Source organism: Roseateles sp., assembly GCF_965262435.1.
Taxonomy (GTDB): Bacteria; Pseudomonadota; Gammaproteobacteria; order Burkholderiales; family Burkholderiaceae_C; genus Paucibacter_A.
In genome coordinates this window covers 5,010,022-5,034,617 of record NZ_OZ253537.1, presented here as the reverse complement: position 1 = coordinate 5,034,617, position 24,596 = coordinate 5,010,022, and the positions used below count along the sequence as shown (strand labels likewise).

At 66.7% G+C, this 24,596-nt stretch carries 18 protein-coding genes and 1 pseudogene; 11 read left to right on the top strand and 8 right to left on the bottom strand.

Features of this window, described 5'->3' with window-relative positions:
* Positions 1 to 151: 151 nt before the first annotated feature.
* Positions 152 to 1,588 carry a bifunctional enoyl-CoA hydratase/phosphate acetyltransferase gene (locus ACQY39_RS21660; protein WP_428509776.1) on the bottom strand — a complete coding sequence of 479 codons (1,437 nt, stop codon included), beginning with the start codon at positions 1,586 to 1,588 and terminating at the stop codon, positions 152 to 154.
* 580 nt (positions 1,589 to 2,168) lie between these two features.
* Between ACQY39_RS21660 and ACQY39_RS21655 the strand changes: the two are divergent.
* Positions 2,169 to 2,489 (top strand): annotated as a pseudogene (locus ACQY39_RS21655) (hypothetical protein); the annotation flags it as partial.
* 58 nt (positions 2,490 to 2,547) lie between these two features.
* Here the strand turns inward: ACQY39_RS21655 and ACQY39_RS21650 are convergent.
* Positions 2,548 to 2,946 (bottom strand): DUF3597 domain-containing protein, encoded by a 399-nt coding sequence (locus ACQY39_RS21650; RefSeq protein ID WP_428509774.1) that lies wholly within the window; start codon positions 2,944 to 2,946, stop codon positions 2,548 to 2,550.
* 39 nt (positions 2,947 to 2,985) lie between these two features.
* Positions 2,986 to 3,513, bottom strand: a complete 528-nt coding sequence (locus tag ACQY39_RS21645) for a YidB family protein (protein WP_428510903.1) — start codon at positions 3,511 to 3,513, stop codon at positions 2,986 to 2,988.
* A 968-nt stretch (positions 3,514 to 4,481) separates the two neighbouring features.
* Between ACQY39_RS21645 and ACQY39_RS21640 the strand changes: the two genes are divergently transcribed.
* Positions 4,482 to 8,330, top strand: a complete 3,849-nt coding sequence (locus tag ACQY39_RS21640) for a kelch repeat-containing protein (RefSeq protein ID WP_428509772.1) — start codon at positions 4,482 to 4,484, stop codon at positions 8,328 to 8,330.
* Between the two features lie 280 nt (positions 8,331 to 8,610).
* On the opposite strand, the gene ACQY39_RS21635 is transcribed toward ACQY39_RS21640, so the two are convergent.
* Positions 8,611 to 9,252: a hypothetical protein gene (locus ACQY39_RS21635; protein ID WP_428509770.1), complete on the bottom strand. Its 642-nt coding sequence runs from the start codon at positions 9,250 to 9,252 to the stop codon at positions 8,611 to 8,613.
* A gap of 126 nt (positions 9,253 to 9,378) precedes the next feature.
* Here ACQY39_RS21635 and ACQY39_RS21630 point away from each other — a divergent pair, with 126 nt between their 5' ends.
* From ACQY39_RS21630 to ACQY39_RS21610, 5 genes are all read left to right on the top strand, one after another.
* Positions 9,379 to 10,524, top strand: coding sequence for a hypothetical protein (locus ACQY39_RS21630; RefSeq protein WP_428509768.1), 1,146 nt, complete (start codon positions 9,379 to 9,381; stop codon positions 10,522 to 10,524).
* A complete protein-coding gene (locus tag ACQY39_RS21625; RefSeq protein WP_428509766.1) occupies positions 10,521 to 12,206 on the top strand; it encodes a VWA domain-containing protein in 1,686 nt (561 codons plus the stop codon). Before ACQY39_RS21630 ends, ACQY39_RS21625 begins: the two co-directional genes overlap by 4 nt.
* A gap of 11 nt (positions 12,207 to 12,217) precedes the next feature.
* A complete protein-coding gene (locus tag ACQY39_RS21620; RefSeq protein WP_428509764.1) occupies positions 12,218 to 12,901 on the top strand; it encodes a hypothetical protein in 684 nt (227 codons plus the stop codon).
* On the top strand, positions 12,898 to 14,109 hold the full coding sequence (locus ACQY39_RS21615) for a toxic anion resistance protein (protein WP_428509762.1): 1,212 nt from the start codon (positions 12,898 to 12,900) through the stop codon (positions 14,107 to 14,109). The genes ACQY39_RS21620 and ACQY39_RS21615 overlap by 4 nt, the downstream gene beginning before the upstream one ends.
* Positions 14,110 to 14,431: 322 nt before the next feature.
* Positions 14,432 to 14,986, top strand: a complete 555-nt coding sequence (locus ACQY39_RS21610; protein WP_428509760.1) for a PEP-CTERM sorting domain-containing protein — start codon at positions 14,432 to 14,434, stop codon at positions 14,984 to 14,986.
* A gap of 163 nt (positions 14,987 to 15,149) precedes the next feature.
* Here ACQY39_RS21610 and ACQY39_RS21605 read toward each other — a convergent pair whose 3' ends face one another.
* Both ACQY39_RS21605 and ACQY39_RS21600 read right to left on the bottom strand, forming a co-directional pair.
* The gene (locus ACQY39_RS21605) at positions 15,150 to 16,703 is read right to left on the bottom strand and encodes an FAD-binding oxidoreductase (RefSeq protein WP_428509758.1); all 1,554 of its coding nucleotides are present in this window, start codon (positions 16,701 to 16,703) and stop codon (positions 15,150 to 15,152) included.
* A gap of 191 nt (positions 16,704 to 16,894) precedes the next feature.
* Positions 16,895 to 18,406, bottom strand: a complete 1,512-nt coding sequence (locus ACQY39_RS21600; protein WP_428509756.1) for an AlkA N-terminal domain-containing protein — start codon at positions 18,404 to 18,406, stop codon at positions 16,895 to 16,897.
* A gap of 152 nt (positions 18,407 to 18,558) precedes the next feature.
* Here ACQY39_RS21600 and ACQY39_RS21595 point away from each other — a divergent pair, with 152 nt between their 5' ends.
* From ACQY39_RS21595 to chrA, 3 genes are all read left to right on the top strand, one after another.
* Positions 18,559 to 19,404 (top strand): isocitrate lyase/PEP mutase family protein, encoded by an 846-nt coding sequence (locus tag ACQY39_RS21595; RefSeq protein ID WP_428509754.1) that lies wholly within the window; start codon positions 18,559 to 18,561, stop codon positions 19,402 to 19,404.
* A gap of 84 nt (positions 19,405 to 19,488) precedes the next feature.
* A complete protein-coding gene (locus tag ACQY39_RS21590; RefSeq protein ID WP_428509752.1) occupies positions 19,489 to 20,019 on the top strand; it encodes a GNAT family N-acetyltransferase in 531 nt (176 codons plus the stop codon).
* Positions 20,016 to 21,362 carry a chromate efflux transporter gene (gene chrA, locus ACQY39_RS21585; RefSeq protein WP_428509750.1) on the top strand — a complete coding sequence of 449 codons (1,347 nt, stop codon included), beginning with the start codon at positions 20,016 to 20,018 and terminating at the stop codon, positions 21,360 to 21,362. Before ACQY39_RS21590 ends, chrA begins: the two co-directional genes overlap by 4 nt.
* Here chrA and ACQY39_RS21580 read toward each other — a convergent pair.
* Positions 21,355 to 22,263 carry an alpha/beta fold hydrolase gene (locus ACQY39_RS21580; RefSeq protein WP_428509748.1) on the bottom strand — a complete coding sequence of 303 codons (909 nt, stop codon included), beginning with the start codon at positions 22,261 to 22,263 and terminating at the stop codon, positions 21,355 to 21,357. The genes chrA and ACQY39_RS21580 overlap by 8 nt on opposite strands.
* A gap of 233 nt (positions 22,264 to 22,496) precedes the next feature.
* Here ACQY39_RS21580 and ACQY39_RS21575 point away from each other — a divergent pair, with 233 nt between their 5' ends.
* On the top strand, positions 22,497 to 23,558 hold the full coding sequence (locus ACQY39_RS21575; protein WP_428509746.1) for a M35 family metallo-endopeptidase: 1,062 nt from the start codon (positions 22,497 to 22,499) through the stop codon (positions 23,556 to 23,558).
* 39 nt (positions 23,559 to 23,597) lie between these two features.
* On the opposite strand, the gene ACQY39_RS21570 is transcribed toward ACQY39_RS21575, so the two are convergent.
* Positions 23,598 to 24,506, bottom strand: a complete 909-nt coding sequence (locus ACQY39_RS21570) for a class I SAM-dependent methyltransferase (RefSeq protein WP_428509744.1) — start codon at positions 24,504 to 24,506, stop codon at positions 23,598 to 23,600.
* Positions 24,507 to 24,596 lie beyond the last annotated feature (90 nt).

Here is a 24,596-nt window from a genome sequence, read left to right as displayed (position 1 = left end):
AAAGTGGGTTGAGCACCCGGTTGACGCGTTCACACCGCGGCAGCGATGCCTGGCTTGGGCGGTATTGTGCGTGCTGATCATCTGCATCGCAGCAGACAGTGCCTGGGTGCTTGTCTTGCCCAGCGGCGCCCGCGAGGACGGAGCCTGCAACTCACCGATGCTGCGCTTGTCGGCCGGCCTCGCTGCCGGCTGCTGGCTGAGACCCTGCCTCGGCCATCAGCCAAGCGAGGGCGGCCGAGGCGACGCGTGACAAGGCCTTGTCCGCCCTGCTGGTCAGCGCGATCGGCACCTTGGCGCCGAGGACCACGCCGCAGCTCGATGCGCCGGCCAGATATTCCAGCTGCTTGGCCAGCATATTGCCGGACTCCAGGTCGGGCACGAGCAGGATGTCGGCCTGGCCGGCGACCTTCGATTGGATGCCCTTGATCTCGGCCGCTTCGCTGGAGATGGCGTTGTCGAAGGCCAATGGGCCGTCGAGCACGGCGCCCCGGATCTGGCCGCGGTCGGCCATCTTGCACAAGGCGGCCGCGTCCAGGGTGGAACTGAGCCGAGGCGTGACCGTTTCGACGGCGGCGAGCAAGGCCACGCGCGGCTGGGCCACGCCCAGTGCATGGGCCAGCTCAATGGCATTGCGGGCGATGTCGGCCTTGTCTTCCAGGCTGGGGCGGATGTTGATGGCCGCATCGGTCACCAGCAAGGGCTTGGCATAGCTGGGCACCTCGAAGCGGAAGACATGGGAGAGCCGCCGGCCGGTGCGCAAGCGCGGCTCGGCCAGCACGGCAGAGATCAGCTCGTCGGTGTGCAGGCTGCCCTTCATCAGCATGGCGACGTCCCCCGCCGCAGCCATGGCGGTGGCGACTTCTGCAGCCGCATGGCTGTGGGCGCAGTCGTGCAGCTCCAGGCCCTCCAGCGACAGGCCTGCCTGCGCTGCCGTGGCGCGAATGCGCCCGGCCGGGCCGACCAGCACCGGGACGATCAGACCGTGCTTGCCGGCATCGAGAGCGCCTTTCAGCGACTCTTCATCGCAGGGGTGAACGACGGCGCAGCGCAGGGCTTGGCGCAACTGCAGACTGGCCAGCCAGTGCAGCAGGCGGGCCTGGGGGTCGAACAGGTGCAGTTCCGGCAAGCTCACGCGGGGCAGGGCCAGCTTGCTGGTGGGCGCGCGCACCAGGGCCTCGCCGCTGACCACCAGCTCGCCATGCTGGTTCTTGACCGTGCAGTCCAGGCGAACGTTGTGGGTCTCGGCGTCGCAGTCCATCACCACGACTTCCACGTCCAGCGCATCGCCAAGCCGAACCGGCCGGTGGAAGTGCAGGCTCTGGCCGATGTAGATGGTGCCGGGGCCGGGAAACTCGGTGCCCAGCAAGCTGGAAATCAGCGCGCCGGCGAACATGCCGTGGGCGATCACACCGCGGAAACGGCTGGCGTCCGCGTAGGCCGTGTCCACATGCGCGGGGTTGACGTCGCCAGACACCAGCGCGAAGGCCTGGATGTCTTCCATGCGGATGACGCGCCGCAAGCTGGCGCGCAGCCCGGGCTGGAGTTCGTCGAAGACGCGGTTTGTGATCAATTCACCTGGGGTGCTCATGGAGACTCCTGTATTGCTTTGAAGTGCTGCGCGGCCGGGCCGTTCAGCGCAAGGCGTAGCCCTAGCCCGGATATTTCACGAGGTCGGCCCCGGCTGGTCCGCAGCAGCGATGAGCACGACGTTCTCTCGCTTCGACGTCCTATCCATTTTGGATACAGGGCCTACGCGGGCTTGCGCGGCCCAGACCTTGCCCCTGGCTTCAACTCCTCGTCGATGCCTCAGGGCATCGGCTGCGGCCGTCTCAGCGCCCTTGGCTGCGGCCTGGATTCCCGCAACTCCCTCGTCCCTCGTGAAACATCCGGGCTAGACCTTCGTCGCTACGGATGACAGTGGCGTGAAGCTGCGGCGTGCCGCGATGCGAGCTTGCGCTGGATCAAATCCCGGTGGCCCCGAAGCATGTGCGCGAGATGAACGAACGGCCTTGGCGTTCCGGAAATGGCCTTGTCCGCTCAGGCCTTGCATCCACAGTGGATGGGTGGTCGAGGAAGCTGAGCTTGAAGTTCAGCTGTGGGTAGTTCAAACAGGGCAGAGCGCGTGACACCGTCGAGCAAGGGTCGCTGCGGGACGGGCGGGCGGGGTCGCCTGGTCCGCCTCGGGTCGGGCGATTGCCAATGGCCGCGACGGAGGCTTCATCAAGCTGCTCCTCGATGAGGTAACCCACCGCATCGTCGGCATCCATACCGGCGACATGATCCGCGAGATCGCCCTGGCCATCGAGATGGGCGCGGACGCGGGCGACATCGGCAGGACGATTCACCCGCGCCCGACGCTGATTGATGGCATCGGATTGGCCGCTGAAGTGGCGCATGGCCCTTGCACGGTTTTGCCGCCGGCGAGCAAGTCAGGCGCCCGGGCTCGTGCAAGAGGGCAGAGCCTGAAAGGCAAAAAGCCCGGGCCGTGAGGCTCGGGCTTTTGGCTGGCTTGCGTTGGCGCTTACAAGGCGGCGCCTTGTGCCGAACTCAGAGCAGCTCGGCCGGGATGTTGCCACCGTTCTGGGCCAGCTTTTGCAGCACGGTCTTGTGCAGCCACATATTCATCTGCGCCGACTCCTCCATCTTCTCCGCCGGGCAGCCCAGCTCCTTGGCCAGTTCCTTGCGAGCGGCAAGGCTGCTGTCCAGACCGAGAAGCTTCATCAGGTCCACGATGGACACTTTCCAGTTGAGCTTCTCGGCATGGGCCGAGGCCAGGGCCGCCAGCTTGGCCACCACATCGACCTCGCTGATGGCTTGCACGGCCGGGGCCGCGGCTTCCTGCGCCGGCGCGGCTGCTTGTGCTACTGCCTCCGCCGCGGGTTTTGCAGCTTCTACCTTGTCGCTGCCAAAACCGAGTTTGGCCAGAATCGTGCTGAACATGCCCATGGTGTTTCTTTCTTGTTTGGTGGTTGATTGACTGCTTGCTTAGCGTTGCAGCAGTGACCCGAATGCGCCCATCAGATCGCCGGCATTGCCGAGGCCGCCCGAGGGCTGTTGGCCGCCCGGAGTGAGCCGGTCCACCAGGCCCGGCAGGATGCTGGACAACTGGCCGGCCATGTCCGCCGGTTCCAGCCCCAGCTTGCCCGCCATGCCGGCGATTGCATCGCTGCCCAGTACTTGCTTCAGTTGATCGGCGCTGATGGGCTGGTTCTGGCCGCTGCCTATCCAGGAGGCAATGACATCGCCCAGGCCCGCCGCGCGGAACTTGTCCGACAGGCCGTCGAGCCCGCCCGCGCTGCCGTCATTGCCCAGCAGGCTGGCCGCCATCTGCAGCAGCTCGGGTCTGGCGCTGACCATGCCGATCAGCGCGGCAAGTCCGCCGCCGTCTTGCGCCCCGTTGTTGCTGACGGCGCCCAGCAGTGAATCCAGCAAGCTCATGAAATTTCCCTTCAGTTGAGAAGTGCCAAGTTGGCAGTGCGAAGTCGCGCCGAGTGTGGCGCGTTTGTGTGACAGCCTGCAAGGTCCGCTCGGTTCACGTTCCGAAGCTTCATCGAGGGGCCGTTTGTAAAAGGGGATCGAACCACTTTCATGAATCTACCCGATGGCGCAGCGAGGGCGTTTGTTTCTATCCCCAGCGCCTGTGGGCAAGTCCGTGAGCAAGCTGCGAGCGAGCCTGCCAAGTGCTTGATTGAAAAGGCGAAAACTTGGTCTGCTGCGAAAACAGGCAGTCCGCCCGGTTCGGGGTGTTGACAGCGTGCCTATGGGATGAATCGGCCGCTCCGCGTCCTGCCCTGGCTGTATTCCAGGGTCTTGCATGGCGGCCTGCTTGGCGCGCCCTCCAGACAGCAGGGAGGAATCTGCCCTGGAAGCCTCAGGCGCCCAGGAAGGGCCCTGGCGCCTTCGAGATCTGTCCGTGCGAGGGGTTGAGATACGTCGCAGATGCAGGGAAGTAGCAGACATGGGATGCCCATGCGTTGGACTTTGAGCCGTTCATGCTCCCGGTCCGCACTTGTGAATCCACTGATCTTACGGACCCGAATACCCCGTCGTGCCGCTTGGAAGTCTCTCCCCATGAGTAGAAAGCGTGCACCACCGCGTCCGACCAGGTCATGCAGATCCCCAAAGACCGCGTGGCTCCGCAGCAATGGCCCTCAAGTTGATGCCATCCCGCATTGCGGGCCATCCAAGCAGGGGGCGGCTGGTGTCAGGAGTGGCTTTTCTCACGGGTTCCCCCTGATTAAGGGGGCGTTCAAGAAATGGCGGATGACGTACGCTTCTCAAGTTGCCCGGTTTTCCGGGCTTTGCTACATCTCAAGGGACTGCACATGTACACACGATCAAGGTCCACGATCACGCTGTTGGCGCTTGGACTGGCCGCCAGCGGCAGCTGGGCCGGCAATTTGGTTGCCACTTGGACGAAGAAGGCGCCGTTGGAGCCCTTCCGCTCGGCGACCAGTCCCGGCCCGCGCGCATGGACCACCATGTCATTCGATTCCCTGAATGGCAAGCTGATGTTGTTCGGCGGCAGCGCCTCGGGTTTTGTGGCCGACATCTGGCATTACGACACCGTGGCCGATCAATGGACTGCCATCGAGTACCCGGCCGATCACTGCCCGGGTACGGTCGGTTTCTCCGGCCCGGATGGCCGTGACACGCAGACCGTGATCTATGACGATTACAACCATTTGTATTGGTCCCTGTCAGGCGGGGGCTACAAATGCACGGGTGTTCGCGCGACGGTACGCACCGCTCAAGCCGGATCCAACACCACGACGGTTGTGGATCCGTCTTTGCCCAGCGACGTGACCTCCGATTACTTCAAGGATTGGACGGTCGCGACCGGTTATGGCAAGGCCTATGTCTCGTCCTACGACTCCATCACCAAGACCTTGACGCTCGCCAGCCCGGTGTACGGTCTGGGGCCTGGGTCGACCTACCAGGTCAAGGTCTGGACGGACGGTGGCTCCTGGTATTACTCGCCGGTCAGCCGTCAGTGGGCCGCCTTGCAGAAGGCGCATTACGGTTACAACGGCCCGACGCCTCACGTGGGCTATGGCTCGAACACGCCGGCCGCTGCCTATTCGACTGCGGACAAGGCCATTGTCATGTTCGGTGGCTCGATCAACGGTGTCTCACTGAACGAAACCTGGGTTCTGGATGCCCGCACCAAGACCTGGACCCTGAAGAAACCCAACGCCGAAGTCGGGCCTTTCAAGCGCAACGAGATCAGCGCAGGCATGGTCTACGACTCGGTCAATGATGTGTTCATCATCTATGGTGGCCGCTGCGACGGTTCCGACACCCGCTGCCCTGGTGGCAAGGGTCCGCTGGGTGATACCTGGGCCTACAAGCTGTCCACCAATACCTGGACGCAAATGATCACCCCGGTCAGCCCGCCTGCTCGCATGGGACACCAGATGTCCTTCGACCAGGAACGCGGTGTGGTGGTGATGCACGGCGGCACCTCGGTGCGCGATTTCTACGCGACCGTGCCGACCACCGCCGAGCTGCTCAGCGACACCTGGGTTTACGACTTCGCCAAGAACGTATGGACGGAGGTGACCCCGGTCGCTTCGCCACCGGCACGCTATATCGCGATGATGGCCTATGACCCGATCGCCAAAGTGTCGGTGTTGTACGGCGGGCGCGAACCAGGTCAGTCCATCCAGGGCAGCGTCTGGCACCTGAGCCTGGCGGATTCCGACAGCACGGTCAACCAGCCCCCTTTGGCAGCCTTCACGGTGTCGCCGGCGACCGGTTCCCTGAGCACGACCTTTGGCTTCGATGCTTCGGCCAGTCGTGACACCGATGGGTCGATCGCCTCCTACGCCTGGAGTTTCGGAGATGGCACCGGCGCCGAGGGCGCCACGGCCAGTCACCGCTATGCCGCGGCCGGCACCTACACCGTGGTCCTGACCGTGACCGATGACCGCGGCGAAAGCGCGCAGAAGTCGATCAATGTGGTGGTGACCGACAAGGATGTCACGCCGGATGCTTTCAGCTTCGCCAGCGCCGCCAACGTGGCTCTGAATACCTGGGTGGTTTCCACCCCGGTGACGATTGCCGGTATCGATGGCGCAGCCCCGATCCAGGTCACTGGCGGCGAGTACAGCCTCGACGGCGGCGCTTTCACCAATGCCCCCGGCACGGTGCTGGCCGGTCAGGTGCTGCGCGTTCGGGTCATGAGCGCCAATGCCAACTCGACCACCCGCGGTGTCACCGTGGTGGTGGGCGGCTTCTCGGCCAGCTTCAACACCACGACCGTGGCCGCCAGCGGCGATGTCAAGCCTTTCGTCTTCAATCCGGAGGCGAATGCAGCCCTGAACACCCTGGTGTCATCGGGCACGGCCACCATCACCGTCACCGGCCCGACGCCGATCTCGGTGGTGGGCGGTGAGTACAGCATCAGCGGTGGCGCCTTCACCAGCGCAGCCGGCACTGTGACCAACGGTCAGGGTGTGCGTGTGCGCCTGCTGTCCAGCACCAGCTTCGGCAGCACCAAGACGGCCGTGGTAACGGTGGGCACGCTCAGCGTCCCCTTCAACGTGACCACCATGGCCGAAGACGTCACCCCTGACGCCTTCGCCTTCACGCCGGTGGCCAGCGCGGCGCTGAACACGCAAATCATCTCGAACAGCATCGGTGTCTGGGGTGTCAATACCGCAACGCCGATCAGCATCGTGGGTGGTGAGTACAGCATCGCGGGCGCGCCTTACACCTCGGCTCCCGGAACGGTTGCCAAGGGTCAGACCCTGCGCGTGCGTGTCAACAGCGCGGCGGGCTATGGTGAAACGACCAGCGCCACGCTGACCATCGGTACGGTCAACGCCGTGTTCAACGTCACCACGGCCAATCTGGACACCACCCCGGATGCCTTCGCATTCCCTGCGGTCAGCGGTGCAGCTTTGTCGACCCAGACGGCTTCGGCCGGAGTGATCGTCCGCGGTATCAATGGCGCAGCGCCGATCAACGTCACCGGCGGCGAGTACAACATCAACGGTGGCGCGTTCACCAGCGCGGCGGGCACCGTCCTGTCGGGCCAGACTGTGCGTGTGCGTCAACTCAGCAGTGCCAGCTACGGCGCCACCAACACGACCGTGTTGAACATTGGTGGCGTGACGGCCGGTTTTGCTGTCACCACCTCCGGTGTGGACACCACGCCGGCGGCCTTCAGCTTCGCAGGACTCAGCAATGTGGACCTGGGGGTCTGGATCACCTCGCCGGTGGTCGTGGTCTCGGGCGTCAATGCACCGACCCCAATCTCTGTGGTCGGCGGTGAATACAGCATCAACGGCGCTGCGTTCACCAGCGCTCCGGGCACGGTCAACAACGCCCAGTCGGTGCGTGTGCGGGTGAGCAGCAGCAGCCAACACTCCACGTCCAGCAGCGTCACCCTGAATGTGGGCGGTGTCACAGGCAGCTTCACCGCTGTCACGGCCGCGCCGGACACCACGCCGACCGCTTTCGCCTTCCTGGCCAACACCACGGCCTTGCCGAACACGGTGGTGGTGTCTGAGAGCAAGGTCGTCGGTGGTATCAACACGGCCACGCCGATCAGTGTCGTGGGTGGTGAATACAGCATTGCAGGCGCTGCCTTTACCTCGGTCCCGGGCACCATCACCAACGGTCAGTCCGTGCGCGTGCGCCTGAGCACAGGCCCGGACTACCAGGCCAGCCAGAGCGCGACCCTGACCGTGGGTTCCTTCAGTGCCCGCTTCGATGTCACCACGGCCGTGGCCGACCGCGTGCCCTCGGCGTTCGTCTTTGACCCAATCTCGGGCGCCTTGGTCAACACCGCCGTGACTTCGTCGACCCGCACGGTCAATGGCATCAATGCACCCACCCCGATCAGCATTGAAGGTGGTGAGTACAGCATCAGCGGTGCGGCCTTCACCAGCGCCCCTGGAACGGTGCTGAACGGCCAGGGCATTCGTGTCCGGGTCATCAGCAGCACAGGTTTCTTGACCAGCAAGCGCGCTGTGGTCACCGTCGGTGGCGTCAGTGGCAATTTCGATGTCACCACCGTCGCGGAAGACGCAGTGCCTGATGCGTTTGCCTTCACGGAAGCGACCAATGTCACCCTGAATACCTTGGTGAGTTCGTCTTCCGCTGGGGTCTGGGGCATCAACACCGCCGCCCCGGTCAGCGTTGAAAACGGCGAATACAGCATTGCTGGCGCGGCCTTCACCAGCGCGCCCGGCACGGTGACCAAGGGTCAGTCGATTCGCGTGCGCGTGCGCAGCAGCGCCTCGCCGCTGACCACGACCACGGCCACGCTGAACATCGGTGGCTATCTGGTGCCTTTCAAGGCGACCACGCGCGCACCCTGAGTTGCGCGGCTCCGCTGAGGTTCAGCGGTTTTCATCGGGCTCGGTTCTGAAAGGAACCGGGCCTTTTTCATGCGTGTTTGAAACTGAGCTGACCAGGGCCGCGTTTGGCCATGCGTATCTTGGCCGGCCTCCGGCGGCCGCACCCAGACTTTGTCCCCGCGTCCTGTGGACAAGTGCGTGGGCAAGCTGCGGGCTGGCCGTTCAAGTGCTTGATGTCAAAGCAGAAATCTTGCCCTGCCTTGAAATGAGGCAGGTCGATCTTCTTTGCATCCCTGGCGACTCAATCGCCGCTGTTCTCGCCTCGAGGTGAGGCCAGCGCCGGTAAGCTTCCGCAATCGGCCACACCGTAACGGTCCACCTGCACGCGCCAGCGGGTGCGGGCCGGTCTGGCCTGCCAATCTGCCCGACTCTGTCGGCAGCGCCATTGGCGGCCATCGCTGGCTTCCAGCTGGAGTTCGTAGAAGGCCTGACGCTTGCCCAAGCGCTCCGCGCCCAGACCCTGATGGTCGCCCTCGGCAAGCCGCAAGACCGGTCGTGGCCATTGCGGCAGGTCGGGTGCTTGGCCCTGGCTCTGTGCCACATAGCTGGTGCGCCACTGCGGGGACCGGTAGTGGCAATGTTCGGCCGGGCCCTGGCGTTGGCCGCTGGGGTCCTTGTCCAGGGTGCGGCGGCTCAGCACCAGCGCACCCTCCGGCAATTCATCGCACCAGCCGCTGCCGGTCTCCAAGACCCGGCGCTCCACCTCGATCTCGAGCCGCCAGGTCTTGGCGACCTGTTCCACCTTCAATCCATGGGGCCCGAACACCCAGACGGCCAGGGCCAGCACCGGGCCCGAAGCGAGAGCGGCGGCCAGCCAGTGCTTCCTGGCGCGCTGCTGTGCCGGGCTGCGGACTGAGTTGGGGGCGGTGCCGGTGTCGCTCATGGCCAGATTGTCGGCCAGGCCGGAAGCCCGCTGTGGTGTCGGCGGCTCAAGCGGCCGGCATGACTGCAGTCCACTCGCCTGCTTTGCGTCTATATTTGCGCGCAATCCAAACAGCGAAGGAGGCCTGTGGCTGCGATCTCAAAGAGCAAGCGCGCATTGATCACGGTGGCGGTGGCGGCAGCCTTTGGCGGCAGCCTGTTCGTGGCGCTGCGAGGGCAGAAGCAGGAGGCGCAAGCCCAGCTGGAGGCCGCCGAGCAGGCCGCCGTGGTGCAGCTCAAGGGCCTGATCGCGCTCGATGTGGAGACCTTCTTCAAGGACCCGCGCGTGATCCAGCGTCTGGCCGCTGCGCGCCTGCCGGTCAGCGTCTCCCGGGTCGGCAGCCGTGACATGGCGGCCAAACTCGACGGCGCGAGCCGTGACAGTGCGCCCGATTTCTTCTTCCCCTCCGGCGTGGTGGCCGCCAACCAGGTGGTCGACGCCGCCCGCAAGGCCAATCTGCCGGTGGCCCAGGTCGCACCTTTCCACACGCCGATGGTGATCGCCTCATGGGAGCCGGTGGCGCGCATCCTGGTCGCCAACGGCCTGGCCAAACCGCTTTCGCCCAAGGTCTACGGCCTGGACATGGCGGCGCTGACCCAGCTGATGCTGGCCAAGAAGAAGTGGAAAGAGCTCAAGGACGCCGGCGCCTACGAGGTCAGCCGCAGCGTGCTGGTCTCCACCACCGATCTGCGGCGCAGCAACTCGGGCGCCATGTATCTGGCCCTGACCAGCCAGGCCTTGAACGGCGATGTGGTGACGGATCGGCCAACCGCCCGCGCCACCGCCCTCAAGCTGGCCGAGCTGTTCAAGCGCCAGGGCTACCAGGAAAACTACGTCAACGGCAACTTCGACGACTACGTGGCCATCGGCATGGGCAAGACGCCGCTGGCCTTCATCTACGAGAACCAACTCGTCAGCCATGCCTTGGCCAAAAAAGGCGTCAGCGCTGACATGGTGCTGCTCTACCCGCAGCCCACCATCGTCAACAAGGTGGTGTTTGTGTCGCTGAATGAGCGGGCCAAGGCCCTGGGCGAGCTGCTGGCCAGTGATGCAGAGCTGCAGGGCATTGCGGTCGAGTACGGCTTCCGCATCGCCGACACGGCCCGCTTCGTCAAGACCGTGCAGGCCACCGGCTTGGGCGTGGAGCCGCGCCTGACCCAGGTGGTGGACCCGCCCTCGTTCGAGCTGATGGCCGAGATGATCGATGTCGTGGCCCAGGAGATGGCGCAATGATTCGCTTGAACAAGATCCGTTTGCTTCGAGGGCTGGGCCTGGCGTCCTTGAGCGCGCTCTTGATGGCCACGGCCGGCTGTGGACGCAAGGCCGAGCAAGCGCCGGCCGCCGACACGCCCAAGCTGGAGTCCGCACAGGAGGACTTCACCGTGCTCGCCACCAGCGACCTCAAGGACGTGGAGCCCTTGCAGGAAATGGTGCGCAAGGCCACCGGCGTGCGCCTGAAGCTCAAGTTCGGCGGCACCATGGAGAGCACCGAGGCCGTGCTCAGCGGCGAGGCCAAGAGTGACGCCGCCTGGTTCGCCAATGCCAAATACCTGCTGTCCAGCCCGCAGGGCCAGGGCCGGGTCAAGCTGCAGGAAAAAATCATGCTCTCGCCGATCTCCATCGGCGTCAGCGAATCCGAGGCCCGCAAATACGGCTGGGATCGGCCCGATCTCAAATTGACCTGGAAGGACATCGCCAACGCAGCCAAGGCCGGTCAGCTGAAGTACGCGCTGTCCAACCCGGCCACCTCCAACCAGGGCTTCATGGCCTTGATGGGGGTGGTGGCCGCGGCCAGTCAGAAGTCCGAAGCCCTCAGCGCGGCCGATGTCGACCGCGGCGCGATTGCTGATTTCCTCAAGGGTTACAAGCTGCCCGGTGACAACTCGAGTTATCTGTCTGAGCAGTTCATCCTGCAGCACGGCCCCAAGGTCAATGCCTTCATCAATTACGAGAGTTGGCTGCTGAGCCTCAATGCCTCGGGCAAGTTGCGCGAGAAGCTGACGCTGATCTACCCGCATGAGGGCGTCAGTACGGCCGACTATCCCTTCATGCTGCTCAACGAGGCCAAGCGGGCCGATTACCTCAAGGTGGCCGAGTACCTGAAGAGCGAGCCGGCCCAGCTCTGGCTGGCGCGCCAGACCCTGCGCCGCCCCATCAAGCCCGAGCTGAACGAGCGCGTGGCCGATGTGCTGCCACGCCAGGGCCTGCAGGTGGAACTGCCTTTCTCGCCCGACCGGGCCCTGGCCGATGGCCTGATCGCCGCCTACCTCAACGAGTTCCGCACGCCGATCGCCTCGACCTTTGTACTCGACACCAGCGGCAGCATGGCCGGTGGTGGCCGGCGCCAGCAGCTGATCGACGCGATGCATTACATCGCCGGTGCCGACGCCTCGCTGACCGGCCGCATCGCCCGCCTGAGCAACCGCGAGCGGCTGTGGTTGCAGCCATTCTCTGACCAGCCCTATGGCTTGCAGGCTTTCGAAGTGCCGGCCGCCGTGAAGGCGCAGCGGGGCGTGGCCGAGCTGGCCGACAGCGAGGCCAAGCAGCAGGTGCTGGCCCAGGTGCGCCAGACCGCCGACGAACTGCGCATGAAGGGCGGCACTGCCCTCTACGACGCGGTCTATGAAGCACTCGCCCACATGCTGGAGCAGCGCGGCAAGAGCCCCAACTACCAGTACTCGGTCGTGGCCTTCACCGATGGCGAGGTCAACAAGGGCCGCTCGCTGGCGCAGTTCCAGCGCGACTACCAGGCCCTGCCCGAGGATGTGCGCGCGATTCCGGTGTTTGTGGTCGTCTTCGGCGAGGCCAATGAGGCGGAACTGAAAGAGCTGGTCAAGACCACCGGCGGCCGCGTCTTCGATGCCCGCCGCACGCCGCTGTACAGCGTGTTCAAGGACATCCGGGCCTACCAGTGATGATGGGCCGAGTGTTTCGACTGCTGGCTTCGCCGGCCAACTGGTGCGGCCTCGGGCTGGCCAGTGCGGTGCTGCTGCTCAAGGCCGCGGGCCTGCTGGGCGGCCTGGGTCTGGGTGTGGCCGCGCTTGGCTACGCCGCCGGTTTCGTCATCGGCGGGCTCTGGTTGGGTTTCCCCTCGACGCAGGAGCCGGCCTGGGAGGCCTTGCAGTTCAGCGACGAGGGCGATGCCCGCGAGGCCATGGAGCGCGCCCTGCACGGCGTGCGCCAGCTGACCGAGCACAACCCCGAGCGCCGCATTCCGCCGGCCTTGCAGGCGCGTGTGCTGGCCCTGTGCGTCGCGCTCGATGGCCTGCTGCAGCAGTGGGAGCGCAGCAAGGGCAGCCTCTCGCTGCAGGACAGCTTCCATGCCCGCCACATCGCCATCAGCTATCTGCCCGAGGCGCTCAACACCTACCTGTCCATTCCGGCGGCCTTCGCCAGCGGCAAGATCCTGGACAACGGCAAGACCGCCCAGGCCACTTTTGCCGACACCCTGGCTGAACTCGAGACCAAGGTCGGCCAGCTCGGCGAGGACCTGGCGGCGCAGGACGCGCACGCCTTTCTCGTCCATTCCAAATTCCTGAGCCAGAAGTTCGGCCCGCAAGGGCTGGACGCCCCCGCACTCAATATCGCCGCCGAGGAGCGCAAGCCATGAACATGCCGTCCAACACGAGCACCAGCACCACAACAGCCACTCCGGCCTTCCAGCTGCAGCCGCCCGAGGTCATCCACCCGGTGGCCGCCGAGGCTACGCGCGAGGCCGTCCCCTTGAAGCCCGAGCTGGCCCAGCAGGTCGACGCCCAGGTGCTGCGCTTCATCGACGCCCTGGCCAGCGAAGACCTGCATTCCGACGCCTTCAAGCAGCGCCTGGACAGCGCTTTCGCCCTGGGCAAGGAGGAAATCTCCAATGCGTCCTCGCTGATGCAGGGCCGCTTCATGAATCGCAATTTCGCCGGCATCGAGGATACGCCGGCCTACAAGGCGATTGCCGACATCCGCGCCCAGCTCGATGAACTGAATCCCGGCGCCGACGGCGACTTGCTGCAGCCGCGCAAGCTGCTCGGCATCATTCCCTTCGGCAACAAGCTGGAGGCTTACTTCCGCAAGTACCAGAGCGCGGCCGAGCAGCTCAAGACCTCGATGGGCCAGCTTTACGCGGCCCGCGACGACATGCAAAAAGATGTGGTCGACATCGAGGCCACCCGCGCCAAGCTCTGGGACGCGATGCAAAAGCTCGCCGCCGCCGCCCGTTTCGCCGGCGCCCTGGACAGCCAGCTGGCCGACAAGGTCCAGGCCCTGGAGCTCAGCGACCCGACCCGTGCCCATGCTTTGCGCCAGGAGGTGCTGTTCTATGCGCGCCAGAACCTGCAGGACATCCAGACCCAGCAAGCCGTCTGCGTGAACGGTTATCTGGCCCTCGATGTGCTGAAGAAGACCGGCCGGGAAATGATCAACGGCTGCACCCGTGTCGCCACCACCGGCATGAGCGCCCTGGCCGTGGCTCAGACCGTGGCGCGCGCCACCGGCAATCAGATTCAGGTGATGGAGATGCTGCAAGGTGTGAACGCCACCATCGGCAATCTGATCAGCGAGACCGGCCGCGCGCTGAACCAGCATGTCGAGCAAACCACCCAGTTCGCGCAGAACCCCATGCTCGGCATCGACAAGATGAAAGAGATGTTCAGCCAGACCTTCCAGGCCATGGACGCGATGGACAACTTCCGCGCCAAGGCCATCGACGTCATGGGCCAGAACAACGCCATCTTGAAAGCCGAGCTGGCGCGTGCCGAGACCTATGTGGACCGGGTGCGGCAGCAAAGGGCGCGGGAGGCGGCGGGGGGCGGTGGGGAAGTGAATGGGTGAACGGGTGAGCAGGTGAATGGTGAATGGTGAATGGTGAATGGTGAATGGTGAAGCGGGTTGACGGCGGAGCGGCAGAGCGCTTTACGCGCCTCACGACTCACGAGGTCAACCCCAGGCTGCGCGCCCACCGCGGCGTCTGAGCCTAGGGTTTGCCAGTCCCTGTTTCGTGTGACGCCGGCGCCGGAGCTGAGGTTTTGTGCGGGCGCGTGCTGCTGGCATGCCGCTTTAGCATGAAGTCAGCATCCTGAAACCCCGGGATGGCTGTCCTTGTGCTGCCGGCGTGGCCGGTTGCCCTCATGCAAGACTGACCAGGAGTTCCCTCATGCAAGCGAACGTTTCTAGTTTTTCCGTGTTCCGCCCGCTCGCGCTGGCTGCGGCTTTGCTGTTTGCAGCGTCCGCCCAGGCGGAAGTCTTTGCCGGCGACACCACGGCCGGCGCCACCTGGAACCGCCCCTTCGCCAGCTTCTCCGGCCTGTCGGTGGCCGGCGCTGGCGTGAAGTATGAAGTGCTGCCCTTCACGGTGTCGGCCTCGGGCTCCTATGTGTTTCAGAACACCGCGGTCGGCACATGGGACAACTTCAGCTTTCTCTACAAGAACGCCTTCAACCCCGCCACTCCGCTGGTGAACGGTGTGATCGGCAATGATGACAACCCCAGCATCGGCCTGTCGGGCTTCACCAGCAGCCTGACCGCAGGCACCAGCTACTTCTATGTCGCCACCGGCTTCGACCCGAGCGAGTTCGGCGCCTACAGCCTCAGCATCAGCGGCCCGGGCAGTGTCATCACCGCAGCAGTGCCCGAACCCGCCAGCTATGCCTTGATGGCCCTGGGCCTGCTGGCCGTGGGCGCGGCCGCACGCCGTCGCCGCATGGGCTGAGCCAGCCCTTCCGGGACTTTTTGGCCATGGGCAGCCTGCGGGCTGCCCTTTTTTTCAGGTGCGAGGCACTCGGGCGGGGCTGTAGTGCGGCTACTCGTCCTTGCGCTCCTGGCACTTCTTCCCGGCCGACGGGCCGCTGAAGCCGATCGGCCTCAGCCCCCGCTCACCAAGGCTGAGCCACCACTTCGTTTGGCCCCGCAGCGGGCTCGATGCTTTGCGCGTGCCGGAATAAGAGGCCCGGATCGTGGCGGGCCTTGATAGCGCGCAGCCGGGGCAGGGCGGCTCCGTAATAGGCACGGCCCCAGTCCTCCAAGTCGGCTTCGGCGAAGCCCTGGTAGACATGGCCGTTGCCGAACGGTGCGAGACAGGCCCGAGATTCGTCGGCCCAGGCCCTGGCCCGCTCGCAGTCGGCGGCCTGTGCGCTCGGGCCCAGCACCGCGGTGTGGCGGACCATGAAGTGAGCCTGCCGGTGAGCAAAGGAGCTGCCCGGAGTGCCCAGGTCCTGGGCATAGGCGCCGGCCCAGGGGATGAAAGACAACTCGCTTTGTTGTGCCGCCGGGCGCCCGGCGGCGAATTGCTCGATCAAGCCGGCGATGGCGGCGCGCGACAAGGCCTGTTCGAAAAAGCCTGAACGGGTGAACTGGTAGCCATGGGCCGGGAAGGGCGGGTCCGCTTGCCAGGCCGGTTCACAGCGCCGGTCCAGGCGGCCGCAAAGATAACTGGCCGCCGCTGCGGCAGGCAGGCGCCATTCGCACAGCGTCTCGGCCAGCCGGCCCAGGGCGCGCTGCCAAGGGGCCAGCAAGGCGGGCACCTCGGCCGCCTCGGCCAGCACCGCACCGAAGAGCTCAATCTGGGGCTGGTCGCTGCCATGCCCAGCAGCTCGGCCGGCAAGAAGGGCCAGTTGCAGATTGACGCGCGGGTCGGCGCCCGGTGCCAGCTCCTGCCACAGGGCGATCAGCGCGGCCGCCTCGGCCAAGGGCCAGCAGCCGTGAACCACATTCATGGCCTGGGCCGCCTGCGTTCGCAAATGCAGCTCGGTGACGACCCCGAACTGGCCCGCGCCCGCGCCGCGCAGGGCCCAGAACAGGTCGCGGTTCTGCTCGGCATTCACCTCCAGCAGCTCGCCGCCGGCCGTGACCATGCGCATGGCCTGGACCTGGTCGCAGACCAAGCCGTCGCGGCGCCCGAGCAGGCCGAACCCGCCACTCAGCGCCTGGCCGCCGAGGCTGACGGCGGGGCAGTTGCCGCTGGGCAAGAGCTGGCCGCGTGAGGTCAGGAAGCCACTCAGTTCGGCGGTGCTGACGCCCGGCCCCGCCTGCAGGCCGCGTGCGTCCCAGGCCAGACGGCGCAGCTCGCTCAAGTCCAGCACCAGCTCCGCGTGGCTGGACAGGTCGGCCAGACAGTGGCCGCCGCTGCGCAGGGCGAAGGGCAGCTCGTGGCGCTGCAGGAACTCAAGCGCGCGCCGTACATCGCATTCGCTGCGTGCGCGCAGGCAGACCGCGGGCAGGGGCAACGGCCGCCCTCCAGCCGCCAGCGCCTTGCCCAGGCCGGCCTCGGCCATCTCTTCGGCCGTGAAGATGCGCCCCTGCCAACGTTGCCGCAGCGGGCCCCAGTCCAGCGCGGCGGCCCGGCCGGCGTCCTGCCCGGCCGCCTGCGCCATGGGCGCCCGCCAACGTCGGGCCAGCGGCCTGGCCTTCCATCCCTGTCGCAACAGCATCGTGTCCCTTGCCTTGTTCGAATCGCGATCCAGCCCCGGTCGGGCTTGTGGCTGCCGGGGTGTGAGCGCCACCCAGGTTCCGGTGGCTGGGCGCATTCTTGAATGGCTTGGAAACGACTTGTAGCTGTCAATCTTGACAGCGGGTTAGCTCGGGTGGTCCGAACCGGCCTGACGAAGGATTCAATCGCTTTTCAGCGCGGCATTTGCTCGGCCAGCTCGGTCCACAGATGCTGGGCCGCATAGGCACGCCAGGGTCGCCAGGCCTGCGCCCGGCTGGCCAGTTGCTTGCCATCTGGGCGGATCCCCTCCAGCCGTTCAATCGCCTGCATCAAGCCGACATCGGCCGCCGGAAAGGCATCGGGCTCGCGCAGCTGGCGCAGGGCGATGTACTGGGCCGTCCAATCGCCGATGCCGGGCAGGGCGCGCCAGCGAGCCAAGGCGTCTTCCAGGCTGGCCTGGCGTTCGAACAGGCCCGGGTCGGCCAGGCTGGCGGCGGCCACGCCGGACAAGGTGGCGGCGCGGCTGCGTGGCATGCCCAGATGGCTGAGGTCCTGGCCGGCCAGGGCCTCAGCCCGAGGGAACAGGCGCTGCAAAGACGGCTGTTCGGGGGCTACGTTCTGCAGGGGCTCGCCGTAGCGGGCCAGCAGTTTGGTCGCCAGCTGGATGGCGGCGCCGACCGTGATCTGCTGGCCCAGCACGGCGCGCAGGGCCAGCTCGAAGCCGTCCCAGCAGCCGGGCACGCGCAGACCCGGGCGGCGCTGCACCAGGCTCGCCATCAGCCCATCGTGGGCGCCCAGCTGGGCGGCGATCAGCTCGGGGTCGGCGGCCAGATCGAATTGACGGCGCAGGCGCGCGATCACCAGGGGCAGCACGGCCAGGTGTTCGCAGCGCACGCTGACCTGCAGCGCTTGCTGCTGCGGCGCATGGCTGACGCTCAAAGTCCCCTGCCGGCCAGCCAGGGAAAAGCTGCGTGCATAACGACCACCCTCTTCGTCATCGACCTGCTCCATGCCCGGGATGGCGCGCGCCCGCAGAAAGCCCAGCATGGCCGGCCAGTCGAAGGGCGGCCGGTAGCGCAGCAGCAGGCTGACCTCGCCGGCGCGGCTCGGCGCCAGCCGGGCACCGGGCCCGTGGCGCAGCTCGCTGGGCGGGCGTTTGAACAGGGTCTGGAAAACCTCGTTGAAGCGGCGGATGCTGCCGAAGCCGGAGGCGAAGGCGATCTCGGTCAAGGGCAGGGCGCTTTCGCGCAGCAGCTGCTGGGCCAGCAGCACGCGCCGCGTCTGCGCCACGGCCAGCGGCGAGGCGCCGACATGCTCGGCGAACAGGCGGCGCAGTTGGCGCTCGCCCAGGCCCAGGCGCCCAGCCAACGCCTCGACGCCGGCCTCATCGAGCGCGCCCATCTCGATCAGGCCCAGGGCGCGGCTCACCGCATGGGAATGTCCGCTGTTGGCCACGCCCAGCCAGGCGCCGGAGTCGGGCGCGGCCTCGGGCCGGCAGCGCAGGCAAGGGCGGTAGCCGGTTTCCTGAGCGGCAGCCGCCGTGGCGTAGAAGCTGACGTTCTCGCGCTTGGCCGTGGGCGCCGGGCAGATCGGCCGGCAATAAATGCGGGTGCTGCGCACCGCGATGAAGAAGCGGCCGTCAAAGCGCGCATCACGGCTGGCGAGTGCGCGGTAGCAGCTGTCGGGGTCCAGGGGCAGGTCCATTGGGCCATTCTCGGGCGTGGGCAGTGCCCGCGGCTGGCGGTTTTCGGACAACAACGTCGGCCGACGTTCATGGCCGAAAAGCGCGAGCCGGACTCCGCTGATCTCGACACCATGGCGACTTCTTTGTCTTCGCTCTGATGAATCGAGTTGCCATGAATCACCAAGAACAAACTCAACGCGCCCAGCGCTTTGCCGCCTTGAACCGCCAGGGCGGCCTGCTGCTCGCCAATGCCTGGGACATTGCCAGCGCCCGCGTGTTCGAGCAGGAAGGCTTTGCTGCGCTGGGCACGAGCAGCGGCGCCATCGCCTATGCCCATGGCCTCGGCGATGCCGAGCTGATGGGCCGCGAAGCCATGCTGGCCCAGGTCGGCGCCATCGCCGCCGCCGTGCACCTGCCGCTGACGGCCGATATCGAGGCCGGCTACGGTGCCGCCCCAGAGGCGGTGGCCTTGTCGGTCGAGGCGGCCATTGCCGCCGGTGCGGTCGGTGTCAATTTGGAGGACCGCCGGCACGGACCGGCCGGCAGCGGCCTGTACTCGCCATCCGAGCAAGGCCAGCGCCTGGCGGCCGCCAGGGCGGCGGCCGATCGCAGCGGCTTGCCGCTGTGGATCAATGCGCGCTGCGACAGCTTTTTGCTGGCCGAAGGCGCGGACATCGAGCAGCGCCTGGCACTGACTTTGGCGCGCGGCCGCGCCTATCTGGCGGCCGGCGCGGACATGGTGTTCGTGCCCGGTCTGCTGGACTTGGAGCTGGTTCGCCAACTCGCCGGTGCGCTCGGCGGTCCGCTCAGCCTGATGGCCATGCCCGGGGCGCCTGGCGCGGCTGACTTGTTTGCGGCCGGCGCGCAGCGCGTCAGTCTGGGCGTCTGCCCCATGCTCAGCGTCATGGGCTTGCTGCGCGATATGGGCCGTGAGGCTTTGCAGACGGGCAGTTGGCAGGCCATGGGCGAGCGCTTCTATGGTTTCGGCGAGGCCGAGGCCTTGTTCAGTGCGGCCTGAGCCCATCGAGCCTCGTGTCCTCGGACTGTCATGCCCGGCTGGCTAGACTGCGGACCACGTTCTTCATCGCTTCCTGTCCGCACCATGACTGTTCTTCATACCGCCCGCCTGCGCCTGGAACCCTGCAGCCCCGAACACCTGGAGGGCTTGCATGACATGAACCGCGACCCGGCGGTGATGCGCTACATCACCGGGCGCGGCGAGACTCTCCAAGAGACCGAGGACATGATCGAGCGGGTGCAGGCGCGCTGGGCCGAGCTGGGCTATTCCTGGTGGAGCTTTCTGGACCTGGCGACAGGTCAGGTCGTGGGCGCGGGCTGCATCCAGCATCTAGGCCGCGACCGGGCCCAGCCTCTGGAGATCGGCTGGCGCCTGCGCCAGGACCGTTGGGGCCAGGGCCTGGGTTCCGAGGCTGCGCAGCGCATGGCCAGCTTTGCTTTTGACGAGCTGCAGACGCCGCTGCTGTGCGCCGTCTGCCACCCCGACAACCAGGCCTCGGCCCACGTGATGAAAAAGCTGGGCATGAGCTACCGCGGCCTGGAACATTGGTACGACATGGACACCTCGGTCTACGACATGGACCGGGCGGCCTGGCTGGCGCGCTCGGCGCCATGAGCGGCGAAGCGCTGCCACCGGCACCGGCAGCTCCGAGCCGCTGGACGGCTTTCAAGTTCTGGCTCTGGCTGGGCTGCCTGAGCTTTGGCGGGCCGGCCGGCCAGATCGCGCTGATGCACCAGGAGCTGGTCGAGCGCCGGCGTTGGATCAGCGAGCGGCGCTTTCTGCATGCGCTCAACTACTGCATGCTGCTGCCCGGGCCCGAGGCCCAGCAGCTGGCCACCTACATCGGCTGGTTGATGCACCGCAGCTGGGGCGGCTTGATGGCCGGGGCGCTGTTCGTGCTGCCGTCGTTGCTGCTGCTGATCGGCTTGTCCTGGCTGTATCTGGTGCACGGCCAGCAGCCTTTGGTGGCCGGGCTGTTCTTCGGCATCAAGCCGGCCGTCACCGCCCTGGTGCTGCATGCGGCCCATCGCATCGGCGGGCGGGTGCTGCGCAATCGCTGGCTGTGGGCGATTGCGGTGGCGGCCTTTGTGGCCATCTTTGCGCTGAAGCTGCCGTTCCCCTTGATCATCGCCGCGGCGGCCCTGGCCGGCTGGCTGGGCGGACGTTGGCAGCCGCAGGCTTTTGCCACGGGCGGCAGCCATGGCGGCGCGCAGCTGGCACAGGCCGGGCCGGCGGTGATTGACGACCACACGCCCACGCCGGCCCATGCGCGCTTTTCGCGCGCCGGCCTGGCCCGGGTGCTGGGCCTGGGCATGGGCCTGTGGTTGCTCAGCATGGCGGCGCTCTGGCTCTGGGGCGGCACACAGGGGGTGCTGACCCAGATGGGCTGGTTCTTCAGCAAGGCAGCGCTGCTGACGTTTGGTGGCGCCTATGCGGTGCTGCCTTACGTCTACCAGGGGGCGGTCGAGCAGCAGCAATGGCTCAGTGCGGCCCAGATGATGGACGGCCTGGCCCTGGGTGAAACCACGCCGGGGCCGCTGATCATGGTGGTGGCTTTTGTCGGCTTTGTCGGCGGCTGGGGTGCCCAGGTGCTGGGGCCCGATGCCTTGTTCGCCGGCGCTGCCCTGGCGGCCGGCGTGGTGACCTGGTTCACCTTTATGCCCTCTTTTGTTTTCATCCTGGCGGGCGGCCCCCTGGTCGAAGCCAGCCATGGGCGGCTTGGCTTCACCGCGCCGCTGACGGCCATCTCGGCGGCCGTGGTCGGCGTCATCCTCAATCTGGCCCTGTTCTTTGCCCTGCATCTGCTCTGGCCCCAGGGCTGGGGAGGGCGCTTCGATGCGCTGTCGGCGGCGCTGATGCTGGCCGCGGCCTGGGCCTTGTTCCGCTGGCGCTGGAGTGTGCCCCGGGTGCTGGCGGCCAGCGCCCTCTTGGGCCTGGCCGCGCAGGCACTCAGTTAGCGGCCAGGGCTTTCTTGACGGCGCCGAGCACCAGGCTCGCGTCGTCCCACATCAGAAAGTGGTAGCCCTGCGCGCTCATCTGCAGGTCCAGACCAGGCAGACCGGCGTACTGGCGCTCGAAGATGGCACGCGTGCTGGCTTGGGTGCTGCCCATGCGCTCGTAGGCTGCCCAGGAGCCGAGCACGGTGGTCGGCACCTGGATGCGTGGCAAGAGCGGGCGCAGGTCGGTGGTCCAGAGCTCGTACATGGCTTGGGCGGTGGTGGGGCGGTCGCTGGCCAGGCCCCACTGGACCAGGGTTTCGACGCGTTCGGGTGCGCGCGTCATGCCGGCCATCATGGGCGTCAGCTGGGCGCGCAAGCCCTCGGCGGGCGCATTGCGCATGCCGGTGCGCATGCCTTCGGCCATGGGCTTGACCTGCTCGACCGTGGCCGCGGGGTTTTGGATGCCGGGCAGAAAAGGCAGGGAGTCCACCACCACCAGCTGCCGAACCGATGCGCCGGCGTTGTCGGCCGCCAACATCAGGCCGAGCACGCCGCCCAGGCTGTGGCCGACCACGGTCGCGCCCTGCGGCGCTTCTTGCTTGAGCAAAGCTTGCAGCTGGCCCTTGATCTGCTCCAGAAAGCCCTCGGGCGTGGCCAGCGGCGCCTGGCCGGCAAAGCCGGGCAGCTGCACCATCAGGCAGCGAACCCCGGGTTGCAGCCGGGTGCAGGTTTCATCCCAGACGCTGGCGGCGCTGTTCAGGCCCGGGATCATCAGCACCGGCCGGCCCTCGCCGCGTACGCTCAGCTGCAGGTCCTGCCGCTGTTGCGTGGCCGCAGTTGCCGGAGTTGCGGCGGCGTGGACCTGCATGGCCAGCAGGGCTGTGATGGTGGCGAGGGCGGTCTTGGCGGTTCTGAACATGGGGGTCTCCCTGGGTTTGCGGTGTCGATGGGCGGATCTTGTCGAATCTGCCGCGCCGGGTCGGTGGCCCTGCGACGACTGGCGCTGACACGCGACGAATGGCTAGCCTCCCGGATGAAGGGCTCCCAGCTGTAAGAGCTGACAGCTGGGAGCCGAGCCCGGCTCTGCCTAGAGTGGCCCACGCCTTGCCGCCTGTGGCGCGGCGAGCTTTCCACCCCATGGAGTACCAACACATGAAGCGAATCAATGTCAGCCCGAGTTTGAGTGCCTGGGCTGTGGCCGCCCTGGTCTGCAGCGTCGCCAGCGGCGCGCAAGCCGCCCCTGCCAGCAGCGGCCTGGACGTGCGCCTGTCCTTTGCCCAGCCCGTGCTCAAGGGCGATGTCGATGTGCATGTCACCGTCAGCATCACCAACAACTCGCGTCAGGCGCGCCAGATCCTGCGTTCGCAGCTGCCCGGCCCGCTGCCGCTGGCCGCATTGTTTCGCATCACCCGCGACGGCGTGCCGGTCGACTACACCGGCCCCCTCGTCAAGCGTGGCCCGCTGACCGAGGCCGACTATGTCTTGATCGCCGCCGGCGAGACCCAGAACTTCGAGGTCGAGCTGACCGGTACCTATGACCTGAGCCAGAACGGCCGCTACGCGATCGAGTACATCGGCCTGGGCAAGCAGACCGGCGGCCTGACGGCTCTGGGCGAAGCGGCGCCCAGCTACTTCTGGCTGGAAGGCCGCAGCCCGCAAGCGCCGCAGGCGGTGCAGGAGCAGAGCCCGTCCCTAGCCAGCAGCATCAGCTACACCGGCAACTGCACGGCATCGCAAAAGACCACCCTGGCCAGCGCATTTGCCGCAGCGAGCAACTATTCCCAGGCCGCCCAGACTTATCTAAGTGGCGCCGGCTCGGGCACGCAGCGCTACAAGACCTGGTTCGGTTCCTACACCGCGGCGCGCTGGAACACCGCCAAGGCGCACTTCGTGGCGACCAACGATGCCTTCAAGAACAAGGCCGTGACCCTGGATTGCAGCTGCAAGCAGAGTTACTACGCCTACGTCTACCCGACCCAGCCCTACAAGATCTACGTCTGCAATGCCTTCTGGGGCGCGCCACTGACCGGCACCGATTCCAAGGCCGGCACCCTGGTGCACGAGATGACGCACTTCAATGTGGTGGCGGGCACCGATGACTGGGCTTACGGCCAGAGCGCGGCCAAGTCTTTGGCCATTTCCAACCCGACCAAGGCCCTGGACAACGCCGACAGCCACGAGTACTTCGTGGAAAACAGCCCGCCGCTGCCCTGAGCAGGGGGCTTGAGTTGAAGTAGGGGCCCCGGTGTCGCCTTAGGCGGCCGGGGCCCGGCCGATCAGCAGCAGCTCGGTGCTGTGCACCCAGCTCATGGGGTACTGGCATTGCGCCAGGGCCGCGGCCACCAAGGCGCGGTTGCAGCGCAGGGGCAGGCGCGGGAAATGCCCGAGCACCGAGGCGCCCCAGCCCTCGGTGACGATGAAGTCGAAGGCCTCCTGGCGGCTGCGGAAGACCAGAGGGTCGCGCAAGGTCTGGCGTTCGAGCAAGCACAGGCCGGCGGCCTCCAGCTCGGCCTGCAGCAGCTCGAAGCGCTCGGGCACGCTGGAGCTGGCCAAGGCTTGCTCGATGGCGCGCGCCAGCCAGCGCCTCAGCGGATGCCAGCTGCCTCGCAGGCGCTGCTCGTATTGTTCGCGCAAGGGCTCGGCACCCTCATGGGTGGAGCTCACCAGGGACAGCACACCGCCTGGTGCCAGCAGCTGCTTGGCCTGTTCGAGCAAGGCAGGCAAGGGCACATAGGCCAGGATGTAGTGGCTCAGCAGCAGGTCGAAGCTGTGCTGGGGCAGCAGCGCAGCGGCCTGTTCGGCGGGGCCCAGCACGGTCGTCATCGGCACGCGTGCGCCGGCCAGGCGCAACATCGCCGGCGATATGTCCAGGCCGCTCAGCTGCAGCGGCCGCCGCAAACCCTCATGCAACAGGCCCAGCAAGGCGCCGTCGCCGACGCCGAGGTCGGCGATGCGCAGCGGCCGGTCATCAGAAGCTGCGGCCTGTGCAGGCCATCGCCCGGCCAGCGATTCCAGCACCTGGCGGTTCTTGCGCGCGATGATGCCGCTGTCCGAGCGATAGCCGGCGGCCACCTGGTCGTGCAGGCGTGCGGCGGCCGGGCTGGTCAGCGGCGCGCTCAGCCGTGCAGCGCCGGAGCCGGTGGAGGCAGATGAGTTGGGCATGGAGGGCGGTCGTGCGGCAGCTCGGCGCGAGTTCTTTGGTGCGGCAGGGTAGCAGCCCGGCTTGCTCGCTAGACTGCAGGCCATGGTTTC